We start from the raw sequence: 26,567 nt of genomic DNA, 5'->3' as shown, positions 1-26,567 counted from the left end.
GAATATGACCACCCCAATCATCCATCCGAACTGGGCGCGCCCGGCTCTCAACATGGTCGACGGCTATTCGCTGGAGATAACGGCCAAGGACGTGGACAGCCTGCGCGCTGCCGCCCCCGGGATCCTGCCCGAGACCCCGATCGCCCTCACTTTCCTCCCGGGAGAGGAATTCGACGCCCGCGTCGCCGCGGCGCGCACGGCGCGGGAACTCGGTTTCGAGCCGATGCCGCACTTCTCCGCGCGTCGCATCACTTCGCCCGATGAATTCGAACGTTACCTGGCGGCCGTGACCCGGGAGGCCGGGGTAAAGCGCAGCTTCGTCATCGCCGGCGATCCGGCCGAGCCGGAAGGCCCCTTCGCCGACAGTGCGGCCCTGATCGCCACGGGGGAATTCGAACGCAACGGCATCACGGCCATCGGCATCGGCGGGCATCCCGAAGGGCACCCCAACATGTCGGACGAGGAGTGCTGGCGGGTTCTGCAGGACAAGTGCGCTGAGGTTACCGCGCGCGGCATGGCACCGCTGATCGTTACCCAGTTCGCCTTCGACGCCGATGCGGTTCTCGCCTGGCTCAAGGAACTGCGCGAGCGCGGCATCGTGGCACCGGTACGCCTGGGCGTGCCCGGCCCGGCCGGCATCAAGACCCTTATGCGCTTTGCTGCGCGCTGCGGCGTCGGCGCTTCCGCCTCCGTCATGGCCAAATACGGCATTTCCATCACCCGCCTCATCGGTTCGGCCGGTCCCGACAAACTCGTGAAAGCGCTCGAACAGGGACTGGGCGAGGAACACGGCCCCGTTCGCCTGCACTTCTACCCCTTCGGCGGACTGGAGAAGACCGTCGCATGGATCAACGAGTTCGCGCGCAAGAGCTGACGCGACACTCCAGAAAAAGAGGAACCTTCAAAGGTGTCTGAGATCTACACCCTGCGCCTGCAATGCGATGATGCGCCCGGTCTTGTCGCTAAGGTCGCGACTTATCTTGCCGAGTGCGGCTGCAACATCGTCGACGCGCAGGAATTCCACGACCGCCCCGCCGGCCGCTTCTTCATGCGCGTGGAATTCCAGCCCGGAAAGCCGGGCTCTGTCGCGCAGTTGCATGCTGGCTTCGCACCGATTGCCAAGGCTGCTGGCATGGAATGGAGCCTACGTGACAAGGCCCGGCCCAAGAAGGTCATGCTGATGGTTTCCAAGTGGGACCACTGCCTGGGCGACCTGCTCTATCGCCAGCGGATCGGGGAACTGCCGATGGAAGTCGTCGGCATCGTCTCCAACCATCCGCGCGAAGTGTTGCATACCTCGCTGATCAACGGCCTGCCCTACATGCACCTGCCGGTCACCAAGGACACCAAGCCGCAGCAGGAAGCGCAGATCCGCGATCTGGTGGAAGAAAGCGGTGCAGAGCTCGTTGTGCTGGCACGCTACATGCAGATCCTTTCCGACGAGATGGCAGGCTTCCTCTCCGGCCGCTGCATCAACATCCACCATTCGTTCCTGCCCGGCTTCAAGGGCGCCAAGCCCTATCACCAGGCATTCGATCGCGGCGTGAAGATGATCGGCGCGACCGCCCATTACGTAACCGCCGACCTCGATGAAGGCCCGATCATCCATCAGGACGTCGAGCGCATCAGCCACGCCGACATGCCCGAAGAACTCGTGCGCCGCGGCCGCGACATCGAGCGGCGCGTGCTCGCCGAAGCGGTTCGGCTGCACCTCGACGACCGGGTCTTCGCCAATGGCGCCCGCACCGTCGTGTTCCGCGACTAGGCCGCACCGGAACCGAAAGGACGATCCCCATGCGCGAAGCGACAGACATCGCCAGTTATCTGGCGGACCTTGAAGACATTCCAGGCACGCAAGTATTCACGGCTCAGCGAGCCCGGCAGGGCTATCACCTCAACCAGTGCGCCATGAGCCTGATGAAGCCGGAGAACCGTGAGCGGTTCAAGGCCGACGAACAGGCCTATATCGATGAGTGGCCGATGAGCGAGGAGCAGAAGCAGGCGCTGCTCGCCCGCGATTACAACCGGCTGCTCAATCTGGGCGGCAACATCTACTTTCTCGCCAAGGTCTTCTCCACCGACGGCATCAGCGTGGTCCAGGGCGTTTCTACGATGACCGGCATGAGCGTCGAGGAATACCAGGCGATGATGATGGCGGGCGGGCGCTCCCCTGTGGGGCAGCGTTCGATCCGGGAGAACAACTGATGGCACGCATTACTCACGGCATCGGCTGCAGCCACATTCCCGTGCTGGGCTATGCCCACGATCACGGCAAGGACGGCGACGATTATTTCAAGCCCGCCTTTGCCGGGTTCGACTGGACCCGCGAATGGATCATGGCGCCTGAAAGCCGTCCGGACGTCGTCATCCTCGTTTACAACGACCATGCCAGCGCCTTCGACATGAAAGTCATCCCGACTTTCGCCATCGGTTGCGGCGAGCGTTACACTCCGGCCGACGAGGGCTTCGGCCCGCGCCCCGTGCCGGTGGTCGAAGGCCACCCCGATCTTGCCTGGCACATCGCGCAGAGTCTTGTCCTCGATGAGTTCGACACGACCATCATCAACGAGATGGAAGTGGACCACGGCCTGACAGTGCCGCTCACGATGATGTTCGGCGATGTCGACAAATGGCCGGTGAAGGTGATCCCGCTGGCGGTCAACGTCGTCACTTATCCGCCGCCATCGGGCAATCGCTGCTGGGCGCTGGGCGAAGCGATCTCCCGCGCGGTTTCGAGCTTTCCCGAGGACCTCAAGGTCCAGATCTGGGGCACTGGGGGCATGAGCCACCAGTTGCAGGGGCCGCGCGCCGGCCTGATCAACAAGGAATGGGACAACCGCTTCCTCGACGGCCTGACCGGAGAGGGACAGGATCTGCGCCACATCCCGCATATCGAGTACCTGCGCGAGACCGGCTCGGAAGGCATCGAGATGGTCATGTGGCTGATCATGCGCGGCGCCCTGGGCAAGAGCACCCGTGCCCTGCATCGCCACTACCACGTGCCGGTCAGCAACACGGCGCTCGGCCACATCGTGCTCGAACCCGTCGATCCCACCGTACCGCCCAGCCGCACGCTGGAAGGCAGCAACCCGAACGCATAAGTCATCATCGCCCGATCCCCGGGGGGCGCCTTCCACGCTCCTTGGGGATCGCCCGGTCAGGCCCAGCGTACAATACGTGTCGAGGCAAGCCCGTTGAGCAGGGCGGCGGGCTTCTGCACGCTTACCTCCACCCTGACCACAAGATCCGATTGCAGGCAAAGGTCCGCGAGACGCGCTGCATAAGTCTCGATGAGGCATATCCTCTCGCGAGCGAGATCCTGCGCGTATTCGACGATGCGATTGTAATCGATCGTCTCTGCAAGAGCATCTTCGCGCGGTGTGACGATGTCTGCGATCACGCTGATGACCAGAGTTTGCCTGCGCCCGATTTCATGCGAGTGGACGCCGATGTCGGCAGCGACGCGCAAATCACTGACACCCACCTGCGAGAGGCGCTTCACACTCTGCGCCAGGTCAAAGCAAGGCGATTGCGCCTGCATCTTCATCGACTTTCCATTTCCCGGTCCGTCAGCCAGCACTTGAGGCAATCCGGCCGCCCGGCCCCTCGAGGCTGAGCGCAGCGGCTTTCGCCGTGTTCGAGAGCAGGCACGCAATGGTCATGGGGCCGACACCGCCAGGAACCGGAGTCACAGCCCGGGCATGCTGAACCTCATCGAAGGCGACGTCTCCCTTGAGCGCGCTCGTGCCGTCAGGTCGGGTCACGCGGGTGATGCCGACATCGATGATGACGGCGCCTTCCTTTACCCAGAAACCCTTCACCAGTCCGGGCGACCCGGCCGCAGCGACCACGATGTCCGCCTTGCGAACGATCTCAGAGAGCCCGCGCGTCTCGATGTGCGTGACGGTGACGGTCGCCTCCCGCTCCAGCAGCAGCATCGCCACCGGCTTGCCGACGATGTTGGACTTTCCGATCACCACCGCGTCGAGCCCGCGATAATCGGAAATCACCGTATCGAGCAGCATCATGATGCCAAGCGGAGTACATGGTACCAGCCCACCGGTCCCGGTCGAGAGCCGCCCGACGTTTACCGGATGAAACCCGTCGACATCCTTGCCCGGCGCGATCGCGTCGAGCACGAGGCCGGCATCGATGTGCGGCGGTAGCGGCAATTGTACGAGTATGCCGTGTACGCCGGGATCGACGTTCAAATCGGCGATCAGCGACAGAAGCTCGGCTTCCCGGGTTGAAGCCGGGAGGCGGTGTTCGATCGACCGCAAACCGACCTTGCGGCATTCGCGAATCTTGCGCCCGACATAGACTTCGCTGGCCGGGTCGTTGCCGACCAGGACCACGGCGAGACCTGGCGCCTGGCCAAGCCTCACCGCCAGGGCACTGACCGTATCGGCAGTTTCCTGCGAAACGCGCCGCGCCAGCGCGATACCATCGATAATCGCGGTCACAGGAAGTTGCCCTGACAGGCCGACCCACGGGACCTGCGCCAAGCACGACAGGTGCGGGTCAGGCCAGCAAGGTCAATCTTCATTCTTTCCTCTCGCCAATCACGCAGCAGAGGCGCAGTGGCCTCGGGAGAATTCGGATTTTCTAATATACGAATTTTCGTGTTTGTGAAATAGCGAGTGTGACTTTTAATTCGGCAGTGTCTGCGACGCGCCTCGAACGAGAGGCAGACCGCTTCTACTGCGCGGTTTGCGCCTCGGCGATCGCCTGCTCGGCGCCCTTCGTGCCGTTGGCCAGGGCGCGCATCATGCAATCCTGATCGGGGTTGAAGGGATAGATCCGGTCGAGCTCATCGCAGACGTCGCGGGCGACGCTGCGCACGCGGGTCATCAGCCTGTCCTGATCGTGGGGCTTGCTGAGATCGAGGTCGTTGTACAGCACCGGAATGCGCACCGTCGTGGTAATGATCGGCGCGCCGGTCGTGCTGGAGTGCTCGATGCGGGCCGGTACCGAGCGCGGGGCCTCGACCACGATTTCCTCGGGAACGGGGGCGGCTTGCGCGTCGGCAGGCGCCTGGTCGCTTGCGCCGGCCGAAGCCGCGACAACCACGAGGCACAGACCGCCAAGCACCGTCATGCCAATGGTTCGTGTTCTGTGAGCCATAATATCGAATACCTCCGCCCCTGCTCTTGCAGCAGCAAGTATCGCAGATCCTTGATCCGCCGCAATCCACGCCCGCTCGCGCGCGAAGTTTCGATCAACTGCCGTCTGTGATCAGGGTTCCGCCGTCGACGACAAGGTTTTGTCCGGTTATGAATGCCGCCGCAGGCGAGGCAAGGAAAACGGCTGCTCCGGCGATCTCCTCCGGCGTGCCTGCGCGGCGCAGCGGCGTCATCGCCATGCGCCGCGCCATGAACTCCTGGTCCGCAAGCAAGGGACCGGACAGTTCGGTGGCGATGAATCCGGGAGAAATGGCATTCACCCGGACCGCGTGCGGCCCCCATTCAACTGCCAGGTTGCGGGCCAGTTGGGCAACGCCCGCCTTGGACAGGGCATAGGCATTGATCCTGAGGTTTCCGCGCAGACCCGAGAGGCTCGACATCAGGATCGCAGCGCCCCCGCCCCTTGCCGCGATGTGCGGCAAGACGAGATTGCAAAGCGTGACCTGACTGGTGAGATTGATCGCCATGACCCGCGCATAATCGGCCATGTCGACTTGCGCGAACATGCCCGCACGTCCGGTAATTCCGGCATTGCACACGAGGGTGTCGATTCCGCCGAATTCGGACAACGCCCGCTCTACCAGACCAGACAGTGCATGATCGTCGCTCACGTCGCATGCTTGTCCCGGCATGCCGAGCTCTGCCGCGACGCGCGCCGTATCCCCGGCAGTCTCGCTGGAAATCAGCACCCGCGCACCCTGCGCGATCAGACCCTCGGCGATCGCCCTGCCGATACCCCGGGTCGAGCCGGTGACGATCGCGCTCTTGCCGGTGAGATCGAACATCGACACGTCAGGCCTTGTCCGCCGCCGCATCGTAAGCGGGATCGACCTGCTCCGGCTTGGCTTCGTCAAGCGGCACGCCGTTGTGCAGGTAGGCCGGCGCCTCGATTAGGACGAAGGCAATGCGGCAGACCCGGTCGGTCGTGTTGCGCCAGAGGTGATTGGTGCCTCGCTGGACGATGATCCCGCCTTCGCGAATCGACTTCTTGCGCCCGTCCTCCAGTTCCAGTTCGATCTCGCCCTGCATCACGATACCGTAGTCGATCGAATTGGTGCGGTGCATCGGGCTCTCCTTGCCCGGGAGCATGTCGACGACGCGGATCACCGAACCGCCTTCCAGCGTCGCCCCGGTCGCACGGTCGCGACCTTCGGTCTCGTCGTTGTTGTCGGCCGGCACTGTCGCGGTCGTCCAGATGGTAAGGAACGAAGCATCGCCCGAGGGAACCATGCGGGTCGGTTCGCAGTCCTCGCAGCGAAAAACCGCCCGTCCGTCTGCGTCATGGCCGGTGACCACCCGCTGCACCGGGGGCAGCCCGGAATCGGAAACCACTTCACTCATCGTTTCACCACCTTCGTATCCAAAGTTGCCCGGCGGCGCTGGGCCACCTGGCGAGATAGCGACCGGACAGCTCTCGCAGCTGCCCTCGTTCAGGAAAGCCAATCCCATGCGCGCAGGACTTCAAGCCATTCCTGCCTCAAGCACCGGCTAGCCAATGACACGCCCCGCAGCAAAGGCATAAGATCAATGATCATCCATCGATAACCTGCATGGCCGAGCGGGGCTGGCCCGAAGGACAAGACACTGCGCCCCGGCCCAGCTCGTCAATGAAAGGATGAGGCCTGAAATCCGAGACGAGACGGAAAAGGCGCGGCCGGCTACGACGGAGATCTTCCCTGCGGACATTGCGCATGGTCAACGACCCGGCCGCCAGACAATGCTGAGATACACCCGACCATGGAGATCCTGACCGCTTGGCTAGCCTTCGCAATCTGCCTGCTTGTCATTGGCATGGCAGGGCCCGTCCTGACACGAAGCGGCAGCGACATTGCCGCGCAAACGGGCATGTCCGCATCCTGGGTCGGGTTGATCATGCTGGCAGCGGCAACATCGCTACCGGAACTGTTCACCGGGATCAGCGCCGTGACAATCGCCGATGCTCCCAACATCGCGATGGGCGATGCCCTGGGCAGCTGCATCTTCAATCTCGTCATGCTGGTCCTGCTGGACGCGCTATGCCGTGACGAGCCGTTCTGGCGCCGCAGCGATCAGGGCCACATCCTTTCCGCCGCTTTCGGTGTCGTGCTCATCAGCTTTGTAGGTGCGGTGGTGCTCACGAGCCGCAACGGCCTCGATCTCCGGGTAGGCCATGTCAGCGCCTATTCGCCGTTCCTGATCGCACTCTACTTCATCGCGATGCGCGCCGCCTTCTTCTATGAGCGCCGACCGGAGCGCCCTGCCCAGCCCCTCGGCCCGGCTCATGCCGACAGGACGTTGCAACGCACCCTGGTGAACTACCTTGTTGCCGCCGCCGCCGTCGGGGCGGCCGGAGCCTGGCTGCCATTCGTCGGCCAGGAAGTAGCGGCAGTGATGGGCTGGCGGGCCAGCTTCGTGGGAACGCTGTTTATCGCCGCAGCCACTTCGATTCCTGAGCTGATCGTGACGGTAAGCGCGCTCAGGATGGGTTCCGCAGACATGGCCATCGGCAACCTGCTGGGCAGTAACCTTTTCATCATCCTCGTCATTGCCCTGGACGACATCGCCTTTGCCGGCGGTTCGTTCTACGCGCAGGTTTCGCCCGCTCACGCCGTCACTGCCTTTGCTGCGGCAATGATGTCCGGGCTGTGCATCATCGGGCTGCTCTATCGCCCGGGTAACCGCTTCTTCGGCCTGTTCGGATGGATCAGCCTTTCACTCCTCGCAATCTACCTTCTGAGCTCTTACGCTATCTACCTTCACGGACATTGAGAGCCGCCCGTCAGTTCGCCAGGACCGCGCGAAAGCGGAGCTTTGCGAGCATCAGGGCCGCACCGAGAAGCAGCGCAGTCACTCCGACCGCCTGCATGCCAAGGGGTTGGAGCGCCGAGAAGCCAAGAAGCGAAGCCACGGGGGGCGACAGGAAGATCGCGGAGAAGATCGCGATCACCAGTCCCATGATGATCGCCAGGGGCAGGTTGTGTCCCGCCTTGCCGCCAGAGGCCAGCGAACGGAACGAACGATTGGCCAGCACGAGCGCGAGCACTGCGACGATGAGGCCGGCAAAGCAGGTCGAGCGCACCGAACCTGTCGGGATGGCGCCATGATTGGCCCACGCAGCCAGCAGCAGGATTGCGCTGAGCGCAAGGAAGCCCTGCAGGAGCGACCAACCCAGCAAGCTGCGCGAAATCAGGGCACTTTCGGGCGCGCGCGGCGCGCGGCGCATGACATCGCGCTCCTCCGGCTCCGCTTCGAAGGCGAGCGAACAGACCGGGTCAATGACCATCTCCAGCAAGGCAATGTGCACTGGCCCCAGGATCAGCGGCCAGCCGGCAAGCAGAGGAAATATCGCAAGGCCGCCGATCGGGATGTGGACCGCGAAGATAAAGCCTGCCGCCTTGCGCACGTTGTCGTAAATGCGCCGCCCCAAACGGACGGCGGTGACGATCGAACCGAAATCGTCGTCGAGCAGGACAATCGACGAGGCCTCGCGCGCAACGTCGGTCCCCCGCTGGCCCATGGCAATGCCGATATGCGCCGCCTTTAGCGAAGGCGCGTCGTTGACGCCGTCCCCGGTCATGGCGACGACCTCCCCGCTGGACTTTAGTGCCCTCACGATGCGCAATTTCTGGTCGGGCATTACCCGCGCGAAGACGGCGACACCCGCAACGCGGCGCGCCAGTTGCTCATCATCGAGGCCAGCCATGTCGTCGCCTGTCAGGACATCCCCTTCGGCGATCCCGGCCTGGGCGGCGATGGCGCGCGCGGTTGCAGGATAGTCGCCGGTGATCATCACCACCCGGATGCCTGCCTCCTGAAGCTGCGCGACTGCAGGCGGCACCGACGCACGGATCGGATCGGCGAGACCGATCAGCCCGCGATAGACGAAGTCGAAGCCGCTCTGACTCTCAGGCAGGTTTTCGCCTTGCCACCGCGCTTCGGCGACGGCCAGGACGCGCAGCCCCTGCGAAGCCATCTGTGCGACGTGAGCATCAAGGTCGGCTCGGGCATCTTCGTCCATGCCGCAAAGGCGCGCGATGGCCTCCGGCGCGCCCTTGGCGGCAACGAGACCTTCGCGCCTCGCCGGGTCCGACCAGACGTTCGACATCGCCAGCATTTGCGAAGACAGCGGATATTGGCGGTGCAGGTGCCAGCCGTCCCGCTTGCGCAGCTTGAGGCCATGCTCGGGAAATTCGTCGTCGAGCGCATGAAAGGCCTGTTCCATCGGATCGAATGGCTCTTCCAGACAGGCGGAAATTCCCAGGGCCGCCAGTTCTGCAAAGTCCGCGCCGAGCTCGGCGCCATCCTCATCGAGGCGCCGCACGGAACCGTCCGACAACTTCAACTCCATGATCGCCATGCGGTTCTGGGTAAGCGTGCCGGTCTTGTCCGTGCACAGCACGGTCGCCGCGCCCAGCGTTTCAATGGCGCTTCCGCGGCGGGCGAGCACCCGCTTTTGCGCCATGCGAAAGGCACCCATCGTCATGAACAGCGTGAGAACGACCGGAAGCTCCTCGGGAAGCAGCGACATGGCGATGGCAATGCCGGAGAGGAAAGCCTCGAGCCAACCTCCCCGCAGGAACCCGTACAGCAGGATCGCCAGAACGCTCACGCTTATGCCGAGCACGGCCAGCCAGCGCACAAGCCGCCGCGTCTCTTGGGTCAGATGCGGAATTTCGGTTTCCAGCGATGCGAGCGACTGGCCGATGCGGCCAATCTCGCTGCGCGGTCCGGTTGCGGCCACCTCGATCGTCCCGGATCCACGAACTGCAAGCGTCCCGGCATAGAGGTAGGGTGCATCCTCGCCGCCCGGCCGGGGCGGCTGTGCGTCCGGATCGCCGGCGAGGGCAGGCTTCGCGACTGGCACGGATTCGCCGGTCAGAAGCGCCTCGTCAGCCTGCAAGCCGGAAGCATCGACAACCCAGCCATCGGCCGCCACACGGTCTCCTTCCTCAACAACCATGAGATCGCCGCGCACCACTTCGCGCGAGGGTATCCGCTGCCTGCGGCCATCGCGGATAACCAGGGCCTGCGGCATGCTGAGATCGCGCAGGGAATCGATTGCCTTTTCCGTCCGGCTCTCCTGCACGATGGCGATGACGACCGAGAGCCCCGCAAAGGCGATCAGGATCAGCGCCTCGTGCAGGTCGCCAAGCAGCAGATAAATCCCCCCGGCCGCAAGCAGCAGCGCCAGCATCGGCTCACGCAGCACATCGAGCATGATCCGCGGGTAGGAGCGGCTCCTGCCGCCCGGCAGGGCATTGGCTCCCTCGTCGCGAAGGCGCGCGGCCGCTTGCTCGCGCGACAAGCCGGTACGTTGCGATGCTGAAGCCTTGCCGCCCATCGTCTCCTGCCGGATCGCCGATTGCCCTGAGCGCAGTGTACCGGTTTCGGTCGGGGATGCGACCTGCAACGTCACGTCAGCCCGCGCAGGCCTTGCCGCTGCCTTTCGGCGCGGCGGGGAGCGGCGCCAGGGCCCTCGGCGCTCTGGCTTTCGCCCCACCGGCCGAGGGGTCGCCTATCCGGTCATCGCGCCTGTAGATATCGGGAAAGAAGTGAACGTCACCCTCCTCCCCGGCGGCTGCGGTGAAGTACGCAATATAGACCGGCAGCTCGTTGTCGAGCGGCAGGCGCGTCGTCTCCCGCGTGGCGACGATGGCATCGACTTCCTGGCGGCTGTGACGTGCGTCCAGCAACCGCGTTGCAAAACCCAGAGCATCGCCGATCCTGATGCAGCCATGGCTGAATGCGCGCATGTCCTTGGCGAAGAGATCCCTGGCCGGTGTATCGTGAATATAGACCGTGAAAGGATTGGGCATGTCGAGTTTCACTTCGCCAAGGGCGTTGCCCGGCCCCGGCTTCTGACGGATCTGACCGCCGCTCCGGACATAGCCCAATTTCGCCGGAAACACGCCGTGCTTCTCGCGCACGATGCTGGCAGGCACCACCCACCAGGGATTGAGGATGACGCCGGTGATGCGAGCCGAGAAGGCCGGTGTGGGCGTCGAACGCTTGCCGACGATCACCGGCCAGGTGCCCGCCCGCTGCCCCTTTCGCCACAGCTCGGCCTCGAAGGCCGCTGCGTTGACCAGCACGTAGTCCTGCCCCAACGACTGGGGCAGCCAGCGCCAGCGCTCCATGTTACGCGCCAGGATCAGCCGGCGCTGCGGATCGTCCTGTGTGGCGAAGGCCCTGCGCAGCGCCGCATATTGGGCACTGCGCGGTTGCAAGCCGGCAAAGTAGTAATCGAGCGCATCCAGTGTCACGGCGCGAACCAGGCGCTCGCGCAAGTCGACGGCAGCATCGCTGTCGGCAATGTGCCAGCCCGCTCGCTGACCTGCGCCGGACACGCCAAGCAGGTGCATGCGCGCCAGGCGCAGGGCGAGTTCGGTCGCGGCATGCGATACAGACAAACCGTCGCCGCGCGCCTGCGCTCTTCGCAACTCTTTTGTATCGAGTACCGGCAAGGCATCGTCAGGAGCCCTGGCAATCCAGGCCTCCAACCTTTCCAGCGTAGCGGGAGACCAAGGGATCGGCTCCTGCGCCTGCGCTGGATGCAAGGTCAAAAAGAATGTCGCGAATACAATCGGTATCCGGTGCATTACGCGCCCGAGGGCCAGGATCGGTTTGAAAATCGCCGCCCTCATCCTTACCTGTTGGACAACGGAATTGAGGATTTCCATACCATGACTCTCAGTCGGCGCCATATCATTGGCGGCGTGCTTGTGGGTACTGCGGGGCTGGTCGCACCGCGCGCTTTTGCTGCGGTCCGATCTACGGATGCACCAGACCTGCTGCCACAGGCCAAGGCCGCTCTTGATGCCCATGCATCCCGAATCCGCCATCGCGACGTGGTCGGTTTGGTCGATTTTTCCCAGCCTTCGCGCAATCCGCGCTTCCAGATCGTCGACTTGTCCAGTGGCCGGATATTGCAGACCTATTTCGTTGCGCATGGACGCGGCTCGGACCCGGGCAACAGCGGCTTTGTCGAGCGCTTTTCCAATCGACCGGGCTCCAATGCCTCCTGCCGCGGCGGCTTCCTGACGGCCTCCACCTATTATGGCAAGCACGGCCGCTCGGGGCGGCTCGTCGGGCTCGACCCGGACAACAGCAATGCGGCCAGCCGGGCCATCGTGATGCACGGGGCCGACTATGTGAACCCGCACATGGCGCGCATCAGCGGCAGGATCGGACGCAGCCTGGGATGCTTCTCGGTGCCGGTTCACGACATCAACGAAGTGCTCGGCCACCTCGGCGAAGGTCGCCTGCTCTTTGCCTCGAAATAGGCTTCGTTTCACCGCTGCATCATCCTTGGCCGATCCTGTTGTTCTCTTGGCCAGCTTCGATTTTCATCGCATTGACGAGGGTCAAGAAACAGCGCGGGCGCCTGTGCAATAGGCGCATGGCGGGGTTACAAGGAGCCAAGGCAATGCAAGGTCGTCGTTGATGCTCAAGATAAAACGCCTCGCCATCGACACTCATCCCGAAAACACCGCATTCCTGCTGCGACACGGCAATGGCTACTCGGCCGAGCAGTTCCAGGCGCTGCGCAAGATCCGGATCGGCAGCGAAACCTCCGAGATTCTCGCCACGCTCGCGCTCGTGGACGAAAGCGAGTGGCTTGCGGCAGGCGAGATCGGACTGGGCGAACAGGCCTTCCGCCGGCTCGGCCTGCCCGAAGGCGCCGAAGTCGTGATCGAACAGGCCCGCCCGCCGGTCAGCCTCGAATTCGTGCGCCGCAAGATCGACGGGGATACACTGGAAGACAGCGAAATCGTTGCCATCGTGCGCGACATCGCCGCCCATCGCTATTCGCCCATGGAAATCGGCGCCTACCTCGTGGCCTGCGCCGGCTTCATGAGCACGCAGGAAACGCTGTCGATCACGCGCGCCATGGCCGACGTGGGCGAGAAGCTCGACTGGAAATCGCAGCTGGTGGTCGACAAGCATTGTATCGGCGGCATTCCCGGCAACCGCACTTCGATGATCGTCGTGCCGATCGTGGCCGCGCACGGCCTGATCATGCCCAAAACATCTTCGCGCGCGATCACCTCGCCCTCGGGTACCGCCGACACGATGGAAGTGCTCGCCAATGTCAATCTGTGCGCCAGGGACATGCAGGCGATCGTGTCGAAGGAACATGCCGTCCTGGCCTGGGGAGGGCAGGTCAACCTTTCTCCCGCCGACGACATCCTGATCTCCGTCGAGCGTCCGCTGCGCATCGATACCTTCGAACAGATGGTCGCCTCGATCCTGTCCAAGAAGCTGGCGGCCGGATCGACCCATCTCGTGCTCGACATTCCAGTAGGGCCGACCGCCAAGGTCCGCTCGCAAAGCGAAGCCGTACGCCTGCGCAAGCTGTTCGAATATGTTGCAGGCAAGCTGGGCATAGAGATCAACGTCGTCGTCACCGACGGCTCCCAACCGATCGGGCGCGGCATCGGGCCGGTGCTGGAGGCACGCGATGTCATGGCGGTACTGCGCAACGACGCCGACGCGCCCGAGGACCTGCGCGACCGGGCGCTGCTGCTGGCCGGGCACATTCTTGATTTCGATCCCGAACTCAAGGGCGGAAGGGGCTTTGCCCGGGCGATGGAAATGCTGGCGTCAGGCGCCGCCCTGGAGGCCATGGAACGGCTGATCGATGCACAGGGCCGCCAGTCCGAAAAATTCACGCCGGGCGAATTCACACATGAAGTCTGCGCGCCGCTCGACGGCCGCATCAGCATGATCGACTGCCACGTGATCGCCCGCATCGCCCGCCTTGCCGGAGCGCCGATGGACAAGGGTGCAGGCATCGACCTGCTGCACAAGGTCGGCGAACAGGTCCGCAAGGGAGAGGCGCTCTATCGTATCCACGCCCAGTCCGAGACGGGCCTGGGCTTTGCCCGCGATCTGGCTGGCGAGGACAGCGGCTACGAGGTCCTGCGTTGAACGCCCTCGTCCTCGGTTTTGCGCATTCCCTGTCCAGCGCGCAAGCACTGGCGGCGCAGTTGGGACTGCCTTGCGACAAGGTCGGTGTGCACCGCTTCCCGGACCTCGAAAGCCTCGTGCAGGTGCCGCGAAGCGCGCCGACGGTCATTCTTCACCGCTCGCTGAACGACCCCAACGCCAAGCTCATCGAACTGATCCTTGCCGCATCGGCAGCGCGCGACGGCGGCGCGCGGCGCGTGGTACTGGTCGCGCCCTATCTCGCCTACATGCGCCAGGACATGGCCTTCAAACCGGGCGAAGCGGTAAGCCAGCGCGTCATCGGGCAGCTCATCGCCGCGCATTTCGACGGCATCGTCACCGTCGACCCGCACCTTCACCGCGTGGCCACCCTGGCCCAAGCCGTGCCGGGCATTCCCGCGATAGCCCTCTCGGCCGCCCCGGTTCTGGCCAGCGCGATAGAGGCCGGGCAAGACCCGGTCATCGTCGGACCCGACAGCGAATCGCGTCAGTGGATCGAGAGCATCGCCCGGCCGCTCGGCCTCGACACGCTGCTCGGCAGCAAGGAGCGCTTCGGCGATCGCAAGGTCGCGCTTTCCATTGCCGGGATCGAGAAGGCGAGAGGGCGCAGAGCGATCCTGGTGGACGACGTCATTTCCAGCGGTGAGACGCTGATCGCCGCAGCAGGTGCCCTACGCAAAGCCGGTGCGCAGCGCATCGAGGCGCTGGCAACGCATTGCCTCGCCAGTAGCGAAGACCTTGCCCGCATGACAGCCAGCGGGATCGCGCGCATCGTCTCGACCGACAGCATTCCCGGCCCGACTTGCGGACCGACGCTGGCACCGCTCCTCGCCGATGCCCTCAAGTCCTCGGGCCTGCTTCAGACCTGATCGTTATCGCCCGGCGCGTGGCGGCGCTTTTGCCGTTCGCGCGCCTCGTTGTAACTGTCGAGAACACGGCGCATGTCGCCGAGCGCCTGCTTGCGCGCCTTTTCGTCGCGGATCTTGCCCAGGTGCGCCTTGAGGTTCGAGACGAAGTCCGCGTATTCGTTCTGCCAGTCGGTGCCGGCCATCTGCTCCAGATCGAGCCGGCCGGTCTGCGTACGCCGCGCCGGTTCGCCTGCGCCCAGCGCATAGACCTCGCCAATCTGCGGCTTGATCACGCGCAGCTTCGGGTCGTCCTTTTCCACCTGCGCCTTGAGCGACGCGATCGCCTCGCTCTCGCCATGGCTCAGGAACAGGCTGCCGGCTATGGGCCGCCGCGCCGCGATCCAGGCCAGCAGCTCGTCGCGGTCGGCATGGGCAGAATAGGAATCGATGCGCCTGATCTGCGCACGCACATTGATGTCCTCACCCGAAATGCGCACCCGCTTCGCCCCTTCCAGGATGACACGGCCCAACGTGCCCTGCGCCTGGAAGCCCACGAACAGGACCGTCGATTCGCGCCTGTGCAGGTTGTGCTTGAGATGATGGCGGATGCGGCCTGCCTCGCACATGCCCGAGGCGGCCATGATGATCGCCCCCGACAGCGTGTTGATCCGCATCGATTCCTTCACGTCCTCGACGTAGTGGATTGCGGGATGATGGAAGATGTCGTCGCCGCAGATGTCTTCCAGTTCATCGGCATGGGCTGCAAAGACCTTCGTCGCCCGGCTTGCCAGCGGCGAATCGACGAAGACCGGCACATTGGGAATGCGGTTGGCATCGGCAAGACGCGCTATGTCGAGCAGCAGTTCCTGCGTGCGTTCCAGCGCGAAAGTCGGGATCACGAGGTTGCCGCCGCGTGCAATGGCGTCCTTGATCTCGCGCTCGAGCTGGCTGCGGCGCTGCGCCATTGTCAGCTTCTGGCGCGCGCGGTCGCCGTAAGTGGATTCGCAAATGACGTAGTCGAGCTGCGCCGGCGCTTCCGGATCGGGATGGAAGGCCTTGTGCTCGGGGCCGAGATCTCCCGAACACAGAATGTGTACGCCGCCGACCATCAGTTCGACCGAAGCAGAACCAAGGATATGGCCGGCATTCCAGAGGCGGGCACGAAATCCGGGCACCGGCTCGAACCACTCTTCGCGCTCGACCGGCTCTGACATGCGCCAGGCCTTCAGGGCATCTTCCGCGGTATAGATCGGCACGAAGCGCTCCTCGCCCGCCCGGTCGCGCCTGCGGTTATGCCTCTCCGCCTCGCTTTCCTGGATGCGCCCGGCATCGCCCAGCATGTATTCCAGCAGATCGGAGGTTGCCTGAGTACACCAGATCTTTCCCTTCCAGCCCTGTGCGACAAGCTTGGGCAGCAACCCGCAGTGATCGATATGCGCATGAGTGAGGACCACGGCATCGATCTTGTCGATGTCGAAATCGAAGGACCCGTGGTTGAGCGCTTCGAGACTGCGCGAGCCCTGAAACATGCCGCAGTCGACCAGCAAGTGCCGTCCGCCAAGCTGGAATTCCATGCACGATCCGGTGACGGTCCCGGCTGCACCATGGAAACGGAGCGATAGCGTGTCTTCGTCGGCCATGGGCTGGCTCTCCTCTCATACGGGCCTCTCCCATGCCTGCCACGTGCAATCGGCTGCGTAATTGCGCTGGATCATGGATCGCCCGCCCGGTCTAGGACATAGCCTTTACAGCAGATGGCGGAAAGGCTGTGCTTTTGGAGCGGTTTGCGCCATCCTGTGCCCAGCCTGTCGCGGCAGCGGCCTTTCGGTCTCGGGCCAAGCGGCGCCCTGACCAGTCTCGGAGGTGACCTTCGATGGCAGTACCGGATCGTACCGAGCACAGCGATGGCACGGTCGTGGCGGTTCGCGGGGCTGTGGTCGATGTCCGTTTCCAGCCGGGTAAGCTCCCCGCGATCGAAGAGGCCGTGCTGATCGAAGAGACCGGCGGGACCAGCATCATCGCCGAAGTGCAGGCCCACCTCGATGTGCACACGGTGCGCTGCATTGCCCTGCAGGCGACTGCCGGCCTCAGGCGCGGAGAGCGCGCAAGATCCCTTGGTGGTCCGCTTACCGCTCCGGTCGGACAGGCCGTGCTGGGCCGGCTCATCGACGTGGTCGGAAACCCCGGCGATGACGGACCGGCGATACCGCCTGCCACGCCGCGCCGTCCGATCCACCGCCCCCCTCCGCCGATAGCGATCCAGGGCCCATCGACAGAGCTGTTCCTGACCGGGATCAAGGCGATCGACCTGCTGACCCCGCTTTCCCACGGCGGCAAGGCGGCGATGTTCGGTGGGGCCGGCGTGGGCAAGACCGTTCTGGTCATGGAACTGATCCACGCCATGGTCAGCGGCTATCAGGGCATCTCGGTCTTCGCAGGCGTCGGCGAGCGTTCGCGCGAAGGCCACGAGATGTTGCTCGACATGCGCGAGTCCGGCGTTCTGGAGCGCACCGTCCTCGTCTACGGGCAGATGAACGAGCCGCCCGGCGCACGCTGGCGCGTGCCGATGACCGCACTTACCATCGCCGAGCATTTCCGCGACGAGGAACACCGCAACGTCTTGCTGCTCATGGACAACGTGTTCCGCTTCGTCCAGGCGGGCGCAGAAGTGTCCGGCCTGCTGGGCCGCCTGCCCTCTCGCGTGGGCTACCAGCCGACGCTGGCCAGCGAAGTGGCCGCGCTGCAGGAACGCATCGCTTCGGTCGGCGAGGCCGCAGTCACGGCCATTCAGGCCGTCTATGTCCCTGCCGACGATTTCACCGACCCGGCCGTCACCACGATTGCCGCCCATGTCGATTCCATGGTCGTCCTGTCGCGCTCGATGGCTGCAGAGGGCATGTATCCGGCCATGGATCCCATCGCTTCGTCCTCGGTCCTCCTCGACCCTGCCATCGTCGGACATGAACATGCCCGCGTCGCCATCGAGGTTCGCCGGGCGATCGAGCATTACCGCGAGCTGCAGGACGTCATCGCCCTGCTCGGCATGGAGGAACTGGGCAGCGAGGACCGCCGCATCGTCGGGCGAGCGCGCAAGCTGCAGCGGTTCCTGACGCAGCCCTTCTCAGTGACGGAGGCATTCTCCGGGACCCCCGGCAAGTCAGTGAAGCTGGAAGACACCATCGCCGGCTGCCGGGCGATCCTCGATGGCGAATGCGACGACTGGCCGGAAAGCGCCCTGTTCATGATCGGCCCGCTCGAGGAAGCCCGGGCGAAGGAATCCGCCGCAAGGGAGGCCGCCGCATGAACGACGGGCTCCACCTCTCCATCGCGACGCCTGAAGCCTCGGTGGTTTCGGTCGAGGGTGTGCGCTCGGTGCGGGCAATGGACGAGAGCGGCAGCTTCGGATTGCGGCCGGGCCATGCCGATCTCCTGACGGCGCTGCCTGCCTCGGTCGTGCGCTGGTGCGAGGCCGATGGAACCATGCGTTATTGCGCGGTACGCGGCGGCGTCCTCACGCTGAGCGGCGGCAGGCACCTTGCCATTGCCTGCCGCGAAGCCTTTTGCGGCGAGCGGCTCGACACATTGGAAGCGCAAGTTGCCGCCATGCGCGAAAGCCAGGGCGAGGCGGAGCGCAAGGCGCGGGTCGCACAGACGCAGCTTCATGCACGCGCGGTTCGCCAGCTCATGCGCTATCTGCGCCCGGGTAGCGGCGATCCGCTGCGCGCCATCCTCGAAGGAGAGGTGCCATGACCGCGGACCCGCCCGACGACCGCCTGGCCGAAGCCGCGCGCAACGAGGAACGACGCGCCCGCCTTGGCAAGGATGTGCCCGAACCCTCGCTCGGCGCGCGACTGGGCCAGATTGGCGTGCTGGGCTGGATGATCGTCTTGCCCATGCTTTTCGCCCTGTTCGTCGGCCGCTGGATCGACCGGCACCTGGCCACCGGGATCGTCTTTTCCGCCGCTTTCCTGATGCTGGGCGCGGCCCTTGGCTTCTGGTCTGCCTGGCGCTGGATGCATGGACGCATCGGATGATGCAGCTGGCCCCGATCGCTCTTGAGGCTCTGGCCGGTTTCGCAGTGGGATTGCTGCTCGGCCTGATCCATTTCCGCTCGCTGCTGCAGGTCAGCGGCGATTACCTGCAAGGCAGGGCCATGCGCGCCGCCCTGCTCCAGCTTGCCCGGATGACCGTGCTGGCCGCCGCGCTCTACGTCATGGCGCGGGTCGGCGCGGGCTGCCTGCTGGGCGGCGCGGCCGGAGTTCTCGTCGGACGCAGGTTGGTCATGCGAAGGGTTGGCAAGGAGGAAACGCCGTGAACGCCTCTCCGCTTGCCATCGAGCCGGTCTTCCACATCGGGCCCGTGCCGATCACCCAGCCGGTCATCGCGACCTGGGCGATCATGGCGGTCATGACGCTCGGCTCGATCCTGCTGACCCGCCGCCTTGCACTGCGCCCCGGAAAGGTACAGGCGGCCGCAGAACTGGTAACCGGTGCCATCGACCATCAGGTTCGCGAAGTCATGCAGTCCGATCCGGCGCCCTACCGCGCCCTGATCGGCACGATCGCACTGTTCATCCTGATTGCCAACTGGTCCGGCCTGCTCCCCGGCGTCGAACCGGCGACAGCCCATCTGGAGACCGACGCCGCGCTGGCACTGATCGTGCTGGCCGCCACGCTCTTTCACGGCGTGCGGGTCAACGGCCCAGGCGGCTATCTCAGGACGTTCGCGCAGCCCAGCTGGATCATGATACCGCTCAACATCATAGAGCAACTGACGCGCACGTTTTCCCTGATCATCCGCCTTTTCGGCAATGTCATGAGCGGGGTCTTCGTGATCGGCATCATCCTTTCGCTTGCCGGCCTCTTCGCGCCTATCCCGCTCATGGCGCTCGATCTGCTGACGGGCGCCGTGCAGGCCTACATCTTCGCCATTCTCGCCGCAGTCTTCATCGGCGCCGCGATCAGCGAGGGCACCCCATCCAGAAATCCAACGACCAGCCAGGGAGATGTGCATGACGATTGAGGAAATCAGCATCCTTTCAGCCACCATCGCCGTATCGTTCGGAGCGATTGGCCCGGGGCTTGGCGAGGGCCGCGCGGTCGCAGCGGCCATGGATGCCATAGCGCGCCAGCCCGATGCAGCGGGCACCATTTCCCGCACGCTTTTCGTCGGCCTCGCCATGATCGAGACGATGGCGATCTATTGTCTCGTGGTCGCCTTGCTCGTGCTCTTCGCCAATCCCTTCGTGAAGTGAACTGATGCACCTCGACTGGTGGACACTGGGCCTGCAGACCGTCAATCTGCTGGTGCTCCTGTGGCTGCTGGGACGCTTCCTGTTCCAGCCGATGGCGCGCATTGTAGCCCAGCGCCAGCAAGCGGCGGCAAAGCTGCTAGGCGACGCCGAAGCAGAACGTGCGAAGGCGGCAGAGGCCCTTGCCGGGACGCAGCGCGAGCGCGGCGCGCTGGAAAGCCAGAAGCGGCAACTGATCAAGGAAGCACAGGCCGAGGCGGAGGCCACTCGCACCGCAATTGTCGAGGCCGCCCGCAAGGAAGCCCACCGCATCGAAGAGGACGCGAAGAACGCGAGCACGCACTTGCGCGCGCAAGCAGCCGAGCAGGTAGAACACGATGCCAGCCGGCTGGCGACGGAAATCGCCGCAAGGCTGCTGCAAGGCCCGGCAAAGCAGATCCCCCTCACCGGGTTTCTCGGCGGCTTCGAAAATGCCCTCGCCTCGCTGCCCGCCGAAGTGCGCGAGCGGATCGGGCTGCAAGGCAAGCCGCTCACCGTCAGCCTCTCGCGCACGCCTTCGCCGGACGACCGCGAAGCGCTGCTCGCGGCCCTAACGCGCGCATTGGGCCGGGAGGTCGAATTCGACACGGTGGTGGACCCCGAACTTATTGGCGGCCTTGCCCTGGAAACGGACATGGCCGCTATCGAGAATTCGCTGCGGTCAGACCTGAGCCATGTGCTGGACGGACTGGATGACCATGACCGGCACTAAGCCATCCCAACCCGGCGGCGCGGCAGCCGACGATCCGCTTGCGCACGACTGGCTGGCGCGCCAGCGCGAACGGCTTGCCGGGATTGCCTTGTCTGCAAAGGCCGAAACCTTCGGCCGGGTCACCCATGTCGCCGACGGCATTGCCCGGATCCAGGGCCTGCCTGAAGTCCGCCTCAACGAACTGCTTCATTTCGAGGGCGGGCAGACCGGGCTCGCCCTTGCCCTCGACGAAGACGCGATCAGCGCCGTCCTGTTCGACGACCTGACAGGCATAGAGGCAGGCACGCGCGTGTCGGGAACGGGCGATGTCGTCCGGGTGCCGGTGGGGCCGGATCTGCTTGGCCGGATCGTCGACCCGCTCGGCCGCCCGCTGGACGAAGGCGATGCCATCGCCCCGGCCGATCATTGGCCGGTCGAGCGCCCGGCCCCGGCGATCATCGAGCGCGACCTTGTGTCGCAGCCCGTCGAGACCGGCGTCCTGGTGGTCGACTCCCTCTTCGCATTGGGCCGCGGGCAGCGCGAATTGATCATCGGCGACCGGGCGACGGGAAAAACCTCCATCGCCGTCGACGCCATCGTCAACCAGAAGAATTCCGGCGTGGTGTGCGTCTATGTCGCGGTCGGCCAGCGCGCGACGGCGATCGAGCGGGTGATCGAGGCGGTGAAAGCCCACGGCGCGCCGGAAAGCTGCATCTTCGTGCTCGCCTCTGCCGCGGCCAGTCCCGGCATGCAGTGGATCGCGCCCTTCGCCGGTATGACCATGGCCGAATATTTCCGCGACCGGGGACAGGACGCGCTGATCGTCATCGACGACCTGACCAAGCACGCCGCCACGCACCGCGAACTGGCCCTGCTGACGCGTGAGCCTCCCGGCCGCGAGGCTTATCCCGGCGACGTCTTCTACCTGCACGCTCGGCTGCTGGAACGCGCGGCGCATCTCTCGCCTGCGCTTGGCGGCGGCTCGCTCACGGCCCTGCCGATTGCGGAGACCGATGCAGGCAATCTTTCAGCCTATATCCCGACTAACCTCATTTCGATCACCGACGGGCAGATCGTCCTCAGCACGAACCTGTTCGCGGCCAATCAGCGCCCCGCCGTCGACGTTGGCCTGAGCGTCAGCCGCGTGGGCGGCAAGGCACAGCGCCGCGCGCTGCGGCAGGTATCGGGACGGATCAGGCTCGACTATGCCCAGTTCCTTGAACTGGAAATGTTTACCCGCTTCGGCGGAATGTCGGACCAGCGCTTCAAGCCGGTTCTCATACGCGGCGAGCGCATTCGCGCGGTTCTCACGCAGGACCGCTTCGCGGGCCTGTCGGGCGCAGCGCAAGTGGCGCTTCTTGCCGCTCTCAATGCCGGAAAACTCGATACAGCGGCGCCCGAGACGATCCCCGCCTTGCAGAGCCGGGTGGATAGCGCACTGGCCTGCGGCGCCCGCGATCTGGTCTACAGGATCAACGCCAATTCCGAGATCGATGATGCCGACCTGACCCGCCTTGCAGACATCGTCGGTGCATTGGCCGACAAGGCACAGGACCATGGCTGAGCGGCTTGCCGAAGTCGAAGCGCGGATCGAAAGCGTTCACCAGCTCTCATCCGTCATCGGCGCCGTGCGCGCCATTGCCGCGGCTCGCTTGCGCGAAGCCAAGGCAAGGCTTCCCGGTATCCAGACTTATGCCCGGACAATAGGCGAGGCGATTGCCCAGGCGCTTGCGCTTGTCCCCCAGGCGCCCGTCAATGCCGCTAAAGGCGGGAACCGGAAATCCATCGTTCTGGCAATCGGCGCGGAGCAGGGGTTCGTCGGCAATTTCAACGGCCGACTTCTCGATGCCCTTACCCCGCTGACAAGGTCGAGCCGAACTCCGAGCTGCGAACTTCTCCTCGTCGGCAGTCACGCTGCTTCGGCCGCGTCGGAACGCGTGCTTACCGTCAACTGGTCCGCCCCGATGGCGACCCATGCGCAGGAGATCGCTGGACTCGCCAACCGCATCGCCGATGCCCTGTTCGATCGTATTGCGAACGGCGAGGTCAGCGAGGTGCTGCTCGTTCACGCCGCGACCGACGCGCAGCAGCCCGAGAGCCCGGTGCAAGTCCGCCCGCTCCTGCCCTTCGACTTTTCGCGCTTCGCCCCTCTCGCCAGGGCCCAGCCGCCGATAATTCAGCTGCCACCGGAAAGGCTGCTTGCGCAGCTGGCCGACGAATACGTTTTCGCCGAGATCTGTGAAGCGCTTGTCCTTTCTTTCGCAGCAGAGAACGAGGCGCGCATGCAGGCCATGGTCGCGGCGCGCGAAAACGTGGCCCGCCGCAGCGACGAACTTGCCGCCAGGGCGCGACTCATGCGGCAGGAACAGATTACCGAAGAAGTCATTGAACTTGCCTCCGGTGGGAGGCGGGCCATTCCATAATCAACAGTCAAGCTTCAAGTCGCGCTGAGAAACGTCTTCGGCTCGGTGTAGGACAGGAGTCGTTCCGTGCCATTGACCTTCTCGACGACGTTATCGACCGAGCTGAATTTGATTATCGGCAGGACAGGGCTAAACTGCTCTTCCTGAACGATCCGGCTTTCCTCCGGCGGATTGTCGACCAGCGTGGCAGGCACGAAAAAGCCTTCACCATCCGGCGCCGTCCCCTGGATAAGATGATAGCCTTGTACCTCAAAATCGCGGACAAGGTCCTCCACCCGGTCATACTGCGGCCTGTTCTGGATCGGGCCCAAGGCCACGCCTTGCTTGCTGCCATCGCCCATTGGTGTCGAGGCGACGAGCTCGGACAGGGCATCGCGGAACTGGTCGTAGATGTCCTCGTGTACATAAGCGTGCTTGGCGTGCTTGGTGGCAACGCAAACCTGCCCGCTGTTGGTGAAGGCCGACCAGAAAAGCTTTTGGGCCGTCTCGGCTATATCGACATCTGGCAGCACGATGGCGGCGTCATTGCCACCAAGCTCAAGGGTCAGCCGTTTCAGAGTAGGAGCAGCGCTTTGCATCACCCTACTCCCCGTCGCAGTGGAGCCGGTAAAGCTGACCTTGTCGAAGCCTGGATGAGCAGTCATCATCGGGCCAAGGGCATCTCCGCCAGCGATGACGTTGAGCACGCCTGCGGGAACAAAGTCACGGACGAGTTCGCCGATCCGCAGGACCGTCATCGGCGTAAAAGGCAAAGGTTTCAGCACCATGGTATTGCCCGTCAGCAGCGCAGGGCCGATCTTCCAGATCGAAAGCACCACCGGGAAGTTCCAGGGCGAGATGCCGGCCACGACCTCGAATTGCTGAGAAAGCTGCCCAAGAACCAAGGTGCCGTTCCCGAAGCCATCGTTACCGACGGATTGAAATCATATCCGGCGGCGATGAAGGTTCTCGGCTGTGTCGACGGTCATCAACCTGGTCGATTGCGAGACAATATTCGAGCGGAGAACTCACATCTTCCGGTCCGACGAAGAGATCGAAAGATACAGAGTTTTGAGTAGCCCCTAGTTTTCTAGACGCCTTCGGCTTTCAAAATCTTCTGCAATTCGAACTCGACAGGTGACAGCATCCCGTTCCTGACGTGCTTGCGCACAGGGTTGTAGAACATCTCTATGTAATCGAACACGTCCTGTCGGGCTTCCTCGCGGGTTTTGTAGGTCCGGCGCCGAATGCGCTCGCGCTTGAGCGAGGAGAAGAAGCTCTCGGCGACGGCGTTGTCATGGCAGTTACCGCGTCGGCTCATCGAGTGTTCAAGATTGTGTGCCCGGATGAAGGCAGCCCAGTCCATGCTGGTGAACTGCGAGCCCTGGTCCGAATGGATCAGCACTCGCTGCTTCGGCTTGCGCCGGCAAACCGCCATGTGCAGCGCCTGCAGAACTACATCGGTGGTCTGCTGGCTCTGCATCGACCAACCCACCACGCGGCGAGAATAGAGGTCGATCACGACAGCCAGATAGGCAAAGCGGATATAGGTGATGTCTGGTACCCAGGCACGGTCTGGCGCAGCAACATCGAACTGGTGATCCAGCGTGTTGTCGATCGCCAGGGACGGCTTGCCGCCATAGCTCCCCGGCCGGCGCTTGTAGCCGATCTGCGCTTTAATACCCGCCAGCCTGGTCAACCGGGCAACGCGGTTTGGACAGCAGGTTTCGCCCTGATCCAGCAGGTCGTCGTGCAGCTTGCGGTAGCCATAGACCTAGCCGCTGTCGTTCCAGGCTTGCCGGATCAGTGCCGTCTGCCGAGCATCTTCCCGTGCCCGCTGGCTCAGCGGGCTCTTCTGTCAGGCATAGAAACCGCTGGGCTGCACGGCCAAACACCGGCAAATTGCCCGCACACCGAAACGATCACGATGCTCGGCAATGAACGCGTATCTCACTTTGCATCTCGAGCGAAATACGCGGTGGCTTTTTTCAGAATGTCGCGCTCCTCGGTTACCCGAGCCAACTCGCGCTTCAGTTGGCGGATCTCCGCGTACTTGCCGGCATCGCCAGACATCACCTTCGCCAGTTGCCGCTTCCAGGCATACAGCGAATGCTGACTGACACGGAGCCGCTCGGAAACTTCCGCTACCGGATACCCGCGCTCGGTAATCTGGGCCACCGCATCACGTTTGAACTCATCGCTGAAATTAGGCTTCCCCATCATCGCCTCCTGTCCTCAAAATTAGGATAGAAGGCGTCCAGAAATCTAGGGGCTATTCAGTTCAAGTCCCAAGGCCAGGCCCAGCGCTTCGTCTCTATCCACTCAGCGATCTGCAACACGTTCAACATCCAGCGTAACCTTGTCCCCAGAAACACCATGCGACTTTTCCGAATCCGCGCTTTTGCGGAGTGGCAGGCCGTGTCAGCTGCTGCAGCGTGAGATTACAGACTCGGGCTTTCGCTCGCCCATCAGCGAATAACCTGACAAGGCGGCCCCGCCCTACCCGCGCCGCCTCATTCGTCAATCAGATACATTTTCACTGACTGTGCCCGCAAAACCGTTGATGGTTGACAGGCTAGGGATTGATGCTCTTCGGGCTTGCTGTCTAGAATGTTGGCTGGAAGACTATGGAAGGGCAGATGGCAAGACCTCAAGCTGCAGACTATGAAGAACGGCGCGAAGCTATACTGGACCGCGCCGCCGAGCTGTTTGCGAAATCAGGTTTTCCTAGCGCAACAGTCTCAGACATCGCGCGCGCCTGCAATGCATCGAAATCGCTCCTCTACCACTACTACCGCTCGAAAGAAGAAGTTCTCTTCGGGGTGATGAGTTCGCACATTGACGACCTGGTCGACGAGGTGGTCTCGGTTTGCGAAGGCCCGGGAACGGCAAGAGAGCGTCTGACCGCCTTGCTCCGCCGCTTCATGAAGCATTATGTAGGTGCTGCCAGCCGGCAGAAGGTCCTGCTCAACGATCTAAACCACCTGCCAGATGACAAGCGGCAGGAAATCGTGGCGAAGCAGCGTCGCATCATCGATGCGGTTCAGGCCCTTTTGGTCGAAATCGATCCGGCTCTGGCAGAATCGGCTGGAGAAGCAAGGGCGCAAACCATGCTGCTGTTCGGCATGATCAACTGGAGTAGTAACTGGTACGATCCTGACGGCCCGGTATCACCCGATCGGCTGGCCGACATGGCTTTCGCGATGGTAGCGCCAGATCGCTAAA

27 protein-coding genes and 1 pseudogene are annotated in these 26,567 nt (G+C 63.9%); 18 read left to right on the top strand and 10 right to left on the bottom strand.

What is annotated here, in order from left to right:
• Nucleotides 1-4: 4 nt before the first annotated feature.
• The 4 genes from JI59_RS19530 to JI59_RS19515 are packed head-to-tail and all read left to right on the top strand — an operon-like array spanning nucleotide 5 to nucleotide 3,101.
• Nucleotides 5-874, top strand: coding sequence for a methylenetetrahydrofolate reductase (locus JI59_RS19530; RefSeq protein WP_007014674.1), 870 nt, complete (start codon nucleotides 5-7; stop codon nucleotides 872-874).
• A 33-nt stretch (nucleotides 875-907) separates the two neighbouring features.
• Nucleotides 908-1,765, top strand: a complete 858-nt coding sequence (gene purU / locus JI59_RS19525) for a formyltetrahydrofolate deformylase (protein WP_007014675.1) — start codon at nucleotides 908-910, stop codon at nucleotides 1,763-1,765.
• A gap of 29 nt (nucleotides 1,766-1,794) precedes the next feature.
• Entirely contained in the window at nucleotides 1,795-2,205 is a 411-nt protein-coding gene (ligA, locus tag JI59_RS19520) for a protocatechuate 4,5-dioxygenase subunit alpha (RefSeq protein ID WP_007014676.1), read from the top strand.
• Nucleotides 2,205-3,101, top strand: a complete 897-nt coding sequence (locus tag JI59_RS19515) for a class III extradiol dioxygenase subunit beta (RefSeq protein ID WP_007014677.1) — start codon at nucleotides 2,205-2,207, stop codon at nucleotides 3,099-3,101. Before ligA ends, JI59_RS19515 begins: the two co-directional genes overlap by 1 nt.
• A 56-nt stretch (nucleotides 3,102-3,157) precedes the next feature.
• On the opposite strand, the gene JI59_RS19510 is transcribed toward JI59_RS19515, so the two are convergent.
• From JI59_RS19510 to JI59_RS19490, 5 genes are all read right to left on the bottom strand, one after another.
• Complete coding sequence (locus tag JI59_RS19510) at nucleotides 3,158-3,547, bottom strand: dihydroneopterin aldolase (protein WP_007014678.1); 390 nt, start codon at nucleotides 3,545-3,547, stop codon at nucleotides 3,158-3,160.
• A gap of 22 nt (nucleotides 3,548-3,569) precedes the next feature.
• Nucleotides 3,570-4,463, bottom strand: coding sequence for a bifunctional methylenetetrahydrofolate dehydrogenase/methenyltetrahydrofolate cyclohydrolase (locus tag JI59_RS19505; RefSeq protein WP_007014679.1), 894 nt, complete (start codon nucleotides 4,461-4,463; stop codon nucleotides 3,570-3,572).
• Between the two features lie 235 nt (nucleotides 4,464-4,698).
• A complete protein-coding gene (locus tag JI59_RS19500; protein WP_007014680.1) occupies nucleotides 4,699-5,097 on the bottom strand; it encodes a UrcA family protein in 399 nt (132 codons plus the stop codon).
• 121 nt (nucleotides 5,098-5,218) lie between these two features.
• On the bottom strand, nucleotides 5,219-5,968 hold the full coding sequence (locus JI59_RS19495; RefSeq protein ID WP_039858215.1) for an SDR family NAD(P)-dependent oxidoreductase: 750 nt from the start codon (nucleotides 5,966-5,968) through the stop codon (nucleotides 5,219-5,221).
• Nucleotides 5,969-5,975: 7 nt separating this feature from the next.
• Nucleotides 5,976-6,524 (bottom strand): cupin domain-containing protein, encoded by a 549-nt coding sequence (locus JI59_RS19490; RefSeq protein ID WP_007014682.1) that lies wholly within the window; start codon nucleotides 6,522-6,524, stop codon nucleotides 5,976-5,978.
• Between the two features lie 396 nt (nucleotides 6,525-6,920).
• Here JI59_RS19490 and JI59_RS19485 point away from each other — a divergent pair, with 396 nt between their 5' ends.
• Entirely contained in the window at nucleotides 6,921-7,931 is a 1,011-nt protein-coding gene (locus tag JI59_RS19485; protein WP_007014684.1) for a sodium:calcium antiporter, read from the top strand.
• 10 nt (nucleotides 7,932-7,941) lie between these two features.
• Here the strand turns inward: JI59_RS19485 and JI59_RS19480 are convergent, their stop codons facing one another.
• Nucleotides 7,942-10,578 carry a cation-translocating P-type ATPase gene (locus tag JI59_RS19480; protein ID WP_007014685.1) on the bottom strand — a complete coding sequence of 879 codons (2,637 nt, stop codon included), beginning with the start codon at nucleotides 10,576-10,578 and terminating at the stop codon, nucleotides 7,942-7,944.
• Between the two features lies 1 nt (nucleotide 10,579).
• Nucleotides 10,580-11,524, bottom strand: coding sequence for a L,D-transpeptidase family protein (locus JI59_RS19475; RefSeq protein WP_239000625.1), 945 nt, complete (start codon nucleotides 11,522-11,524; stop codon nucleotides 10,580-10,582).
• Here JI59_RS19475 and JI59_RS27770 point away from each other — a divergent pair.
• The 3 genes from JI59_RS27770 (at nucleotide 11,519) to JI59_RS19460 (ending at nucleotide 14,980) form a co-directional block, all read left to right on the top strand.
• Complete coding sequence (locus JI59_RS27770) at nucleotides 11,519-12,445, top strand: murein L,D-transpeptidase catalytic domain family protein (RefSeq protein WP_239000624.1); 927 nt, start codon at nucleotides 11,519-11,521, stop codon at nucleotides 12,443-12,445. The two genes, JI59_RS19475 and JI59_RS27770, sit on opposite strands and share 6 nt — an antisense overlap.
• Nucleotides 12,446-12,605: 160 nt before the next feature.
• On the top strand, nucleotides 12,606-14,093 hold the full coding sequence (locus JI59_RS19465; protein ID WP_007014689.1) for a thymidine phosphorylase family protein: 1,488 nt from the start codon (nucleotides 12,606-12,608) through the stop codon (nucleotides 14,091-14,093).
• Nucleotides 14,090-14,980, top strand: coding sequence for a ribose-phosphate diphosphokinase (locus JI59_RS19460; RefSeq protein WP_007014690.1), 891 nt, complete (start codon nucleotides 14,090-14,092; stop codon nucleotides 14,978-14,980). The genes JI59_RS19465 and JI59_RS19460 overlap by 4 nt, the downstream gene beginning before the upstream one ends.
• Here JI59_RS19460 and JI59_RS19455 read toward each other — a convergent pair.
• Nucleotides 14,971-16,599, bottom strand: a complete 1,629-nt coding sequence (locus tag JI59_RS19455; RefSeq protein WP_007014691.1) for an MBL fold metallo-hydrolase — start codon at nucleotides 16,597-16,599, stop codon at nucleotides 14,971-14,973. The two genes, JI59_RS19460 and JI59_RS19455, sit on opposite strands and share 10 nt — an antisense overlap.
• A gap of 233 nt (nucleotides 16,600-16,832) precedes the next feature.
• Between JI59_RS19455 and atpD the strand changes: the two genes are divergently transcribed.
• From atpD to JI59_RS19410, 9 genes are read left to right on the top strand one after another with little or no spacing between them, the layout of a single operon-like run.
• Entirely contained in the window at nucleotides 16,833-18,263 is a 1,431-nt protein-coding gene (gene atpD, locus JI59_RS19450) for a F0F1 ATP synthase subunit beta (protein WP_039858145.1), read from the top strand.
• The gene (locus JI59_RS19445) at nucleotides 18,260-18,709 is read left to right on the top strand and encodes a F0F1 ATP synthase subunit epsilon (RefSeq protein ID WP_007014694.1); all 450 of its coding nucleotides are present in this window, start codon (nucleotides 18,260-18,262) and stop codon (nucleotides 18,707-18,709) included. The genes atpD and JI59_RS19445 overlap by 4 nt, the downstream gene beginning before the upstream one ends.
• Nucleotides 18,706-18,993 carry an AtpZ/AtpI family protein gene (locus tag JI59_RS19440; protein ID WP_007014695.1) on the top strand — a complete coding sequence of 96 codons (288 nt, stop codon included), beginning with the start codon at nucleotides 18,706-18,708 and terminating at the stop codon, nucleotides 18,991-18,993. Before JI59_RS19445 ends, JI59_RS19440 begins: the two co-directional genes overlap by 4 nt.
• Complete coding sequence (locus tag JI59_RS19435; RefSeq protein WP_007014696.1) at nucleotides 18,990-19,274, top strand: ATP synthase subunit I; 285 nt, start codon at nucleotides 18,990-18,992, stop codon at nucleotides 19,272-19,274. The genes JI59_RS19440 and JI59_RS19435 overlap by 4 nt, the downstream gene beginning before the upstream one ends.
• A complete protein-coding gene (locus JI59_RS19430; protein ID WP_007014697.1) occupies nucleotides 19,271-19,981 on the top strand; it encodes a F0F1 ATP synthase subunit A in 711 nt (236 codons plus the stop codon). Before JI59_RS19435 ends, JI59_RS19430 begins: the two co-directional genes overlap by 4 nt.
• Complete coding sequence (locus JI59_RS19425) at nucleotides 19,965-20,213, top strand: F0F1 ATP synthase subunit C (RefSeq protein WP_007014698.1); 249 nt, start codon at nucleotides 19,965-19,967, stop codon at nucleotides 20,211-20,213. Before JI59_RS19430 ends, JI59_RS19425 begins: the two co-directional genes overlap by 17 nt.
• Nucleotides 20,214-20,217: 4 nt before the next feature.
• Nucleotides 20,218-20,961, top strand: a complete 744-nt coding sequence (locus tag JI59_RS19420; protein WP_007014699.1) for an ATP synthase F0 subunit B — start codon at nucleotides 20,218-20,220, stop codon at nucleotides 20,959-20,961.
• Nucleotides 20,948-22,504, top strand: coding sequence for a F0F1 ATP synthase subunit alpha (locus JI59_RS19415; protein WP_039858226.1), 1,557 nt, complete (start codon nucleotides 20,948-20,950; stop codon nucleotides 22,502-22,504). The genes JI59_RS19420 and JI59_RS19415 overlap by 14 nt, the downstream gene beginning before the upstream one ends.
• Nucleotides 22,497-23,363 carry a F0F1 ATP synthase subunit gamma gene (locus JI59_RS19410; protein WP_007014701.1) on the top strand — a complete coding sequence of 289 codons (867 nt, stop codon included), beginning with the start codon at nucleotides 22,497-22,499 and terminating at the stop codon, nucleotides 23,361-23,363. The genes JI59_RS19415 and JI59_RS19410 overlap by 8 nt, the downstream gene beginning before the upstream one ends.
• 14 nt (nucleotides 23,364-23,377) lie before the next feature.
• On the opposite strand, the gene JI59_RS19405 is transcribed toward JI59_RS19410, so the two are convergent.
• The gene (locus JI59_RS19405; protein ID WP_007014702.1) at nucleotides 23,378-24,247 is read right to left on the bottom strand and encodes an aldehyde dehydrogenase family protein; all 870 of its coding nucleotides are present in this window, start codon (nucleotides 24,245-24,247) and stop codon (nucleotides 23,378-23,380) included.
• A 185-nt stretch (nucleotides 24,248-24,432) separates the two neighbouring features.
• A pseudogene (locus JI59_RS19400) lies at nucleotides 24,433-25,562 on the bottom strand (IS3 family transposase).
• Nucleotides 25,563-25,969: 407 nt separating this feature from the next.
• On the opposite strand from JI59_RS19400, the gene JI59_RS19390 reads away from it, so the two are divergent.
• On the top strand, nucleotides 25,970-26,566 hold the full coding sequence (locus JI59_RS19390; RefSeq protein WP_007014705.1) for a TetR/AcrR family transcriptional regulator: 597 nt from the start codon (nucleotides 25,970-25,972) through the stop codon (nucleotides 26,564-26,566).
• The last annotated feature ends 1 nt before the right edge of the window (nucleotide 26,567 follow it).

Source organism: Novosphingobium pentaromativorans US6-1, assembly GCF_000767465.1.
Lineage (GTDB): Bacteria > Pseudomonadota > Alphaproteobacteria > Sphingomonadales > Sphingomonadaceae > Novosphingobium > Novosphingobium pentaromativorans.
The sequence above is the reverse complement of the archived record's forward strand: the minus strand, read 5'-3'. Positions and strand labels throughout refer to the sequence as shown.

What these genes read in the sequence shown, in the direction of transcription:
- JI59_RS19500 (WP_007014680.1), bottom strand. Translation starts at nt 5,097, where the DNA reads ATGACGGTGCTTGGCGGTCTGTGCCTCGTGGTTGTCGCGGCTTCGGCC.
- JI59_RS19475 (WP_239000625.1), bottom strand. Translation starts at nt 11,524, where the DNA reads ATGCACCTGCTTGGCGTGTCCGGCGCAGGTCAGCGAGCGGGCTGGCAC.
- JI59_RS19490 (WP_007014682.1), bottom strand. Translation starts at nt 6,524, where the DNA reads ATGAGTGAAGTGGTTTCCGATTCCGGGCTGCCCCCGGTGCAGCGGGTG.
- JI59_RS19515 (WP_007014677.1), top strand. Translation starts at nt 2,205, where the DNA reads ATGGCACGCATTACTCACGGCATCGGCTGCAGCCACATTCCCGTGCTG.
- JI59_RS19420 (WP_007014699.1), top strand. Translation starts at nt 20,218, where the DNA reads ATGCACCTCGACTGGTGGACACTGGGCCTGCAGACCGTCAATCTGCTG.
- JI59_RS19440 (WP_007014695.1), top strand. Translation starts at nt 18,706, where the DNA reads ATGACCGCGGACCCGCCCGACGACCGCCTGGCCGAAGCCGCGCGCAAC.
- ligA (WP_007014676.1), top strand. Translation starts at nt 1,795, where the DNA reads ATGCGCGAAGCGACAGACATCGCCAGTTATCTGGCGGACCTTGAAGAC.
- JI59_RS19410 (WP_007014701.1), top strand. Translation starts at nt 22,497, where the DNA reads ATGGCTGAGCGGCTTGCCGAAGTCGAAGCGCGGATCGAAAGCGTTCAC.
- JI59_RS19390 (WP_007014705.1), top strand. Translation starts at nt 25,970, where the DNA reads ATGGAAGGGCAGATGGCAAGACCTCAAGCTGCAGACTATGAAGAACGG.
- JI59_RS19455 (WP_007014691.1), bottom strand. Translation starts at nt 16,599, where the DNA reads ATGGCCGACGAAGACACGCTATCGCTCCGTTTCCATGGTGCAGCCGGG.
- atpD (WP_039858145.1), top strand. Translation starts at nt 16,833, where the DNA reads ATGGCAGTACCGGATCGTACCGAGCACAGCGATGGCACGGTCGTGGCG.
- JI59_RS19530 (WP_007014674.1), top strand. Translation starts at nt 5, where the DNA reads ATGACCACCCCAATCATCCATCCGAACTGGGCGCGCCCGGCTCTCAAC.
- JI59_RS19495 (WP_039858215.1), bottom strand. Translation starts at nt 5,968, where the DNA reads ATGTTCGATCTCACCGGCAAGAGCGCGATCGTCACCGGCTCGACCCGG.
- JI59_RS19485 (WP_007014684.1), top strand. Translation starts at nt 6,921, where the DNA reads ATGGAGATCCTGACCGCTTGGCTAGCCTTCGCAATCTGCCTGCTTGTC.
- JI59_RS19435 (WP_007014696.1), top strand. Translation starts at nt 18,990, where the DNA reads ATGATGCAGCTGGCCCCGATCGCTCTTGAGGCTCTGGCCGGTTTCGCA.
- JI59_RS19425 (WP_007014698.1), top strand. Translation starts at nt 19,965, where the DNA reads ATGTGCATGACGATTGAGGAAATCAGCATCCTTTCAGCCACCATCGCC.
- JI59_RS19415 (WP_039858226.1), top strand. Translation starts at nt 20,948, where the DNA reads ATGACCGGCACTAAGCCATCCCAACCCGGCGGCGCGGCAGCCGACGAT.
- JI59_RS19445 (WP_007014694.1), top strand. Translation starts at nt 18,260, where the DNA reads ATGAACGACGGGCTCCACCTCTCCATCGCGACGCCTGAAGCCTCGGTG.
- JI59_RS19465 (WP_007014689.1), top strand. Translation starts at nt 12,606, where the DNA reads ATGCTCAAGATAAAACGCCTCGCCATCGACACTCATCCCGAAAACACC.
- JI59_RS19510 (WP_007014678.1), bottom strand. Translation starts at nt 3,547, where the DNA reads ATGAAGATGCAGGCGCAATCGCCTTGCTTTGACCTGGCGCAGAGTGTG.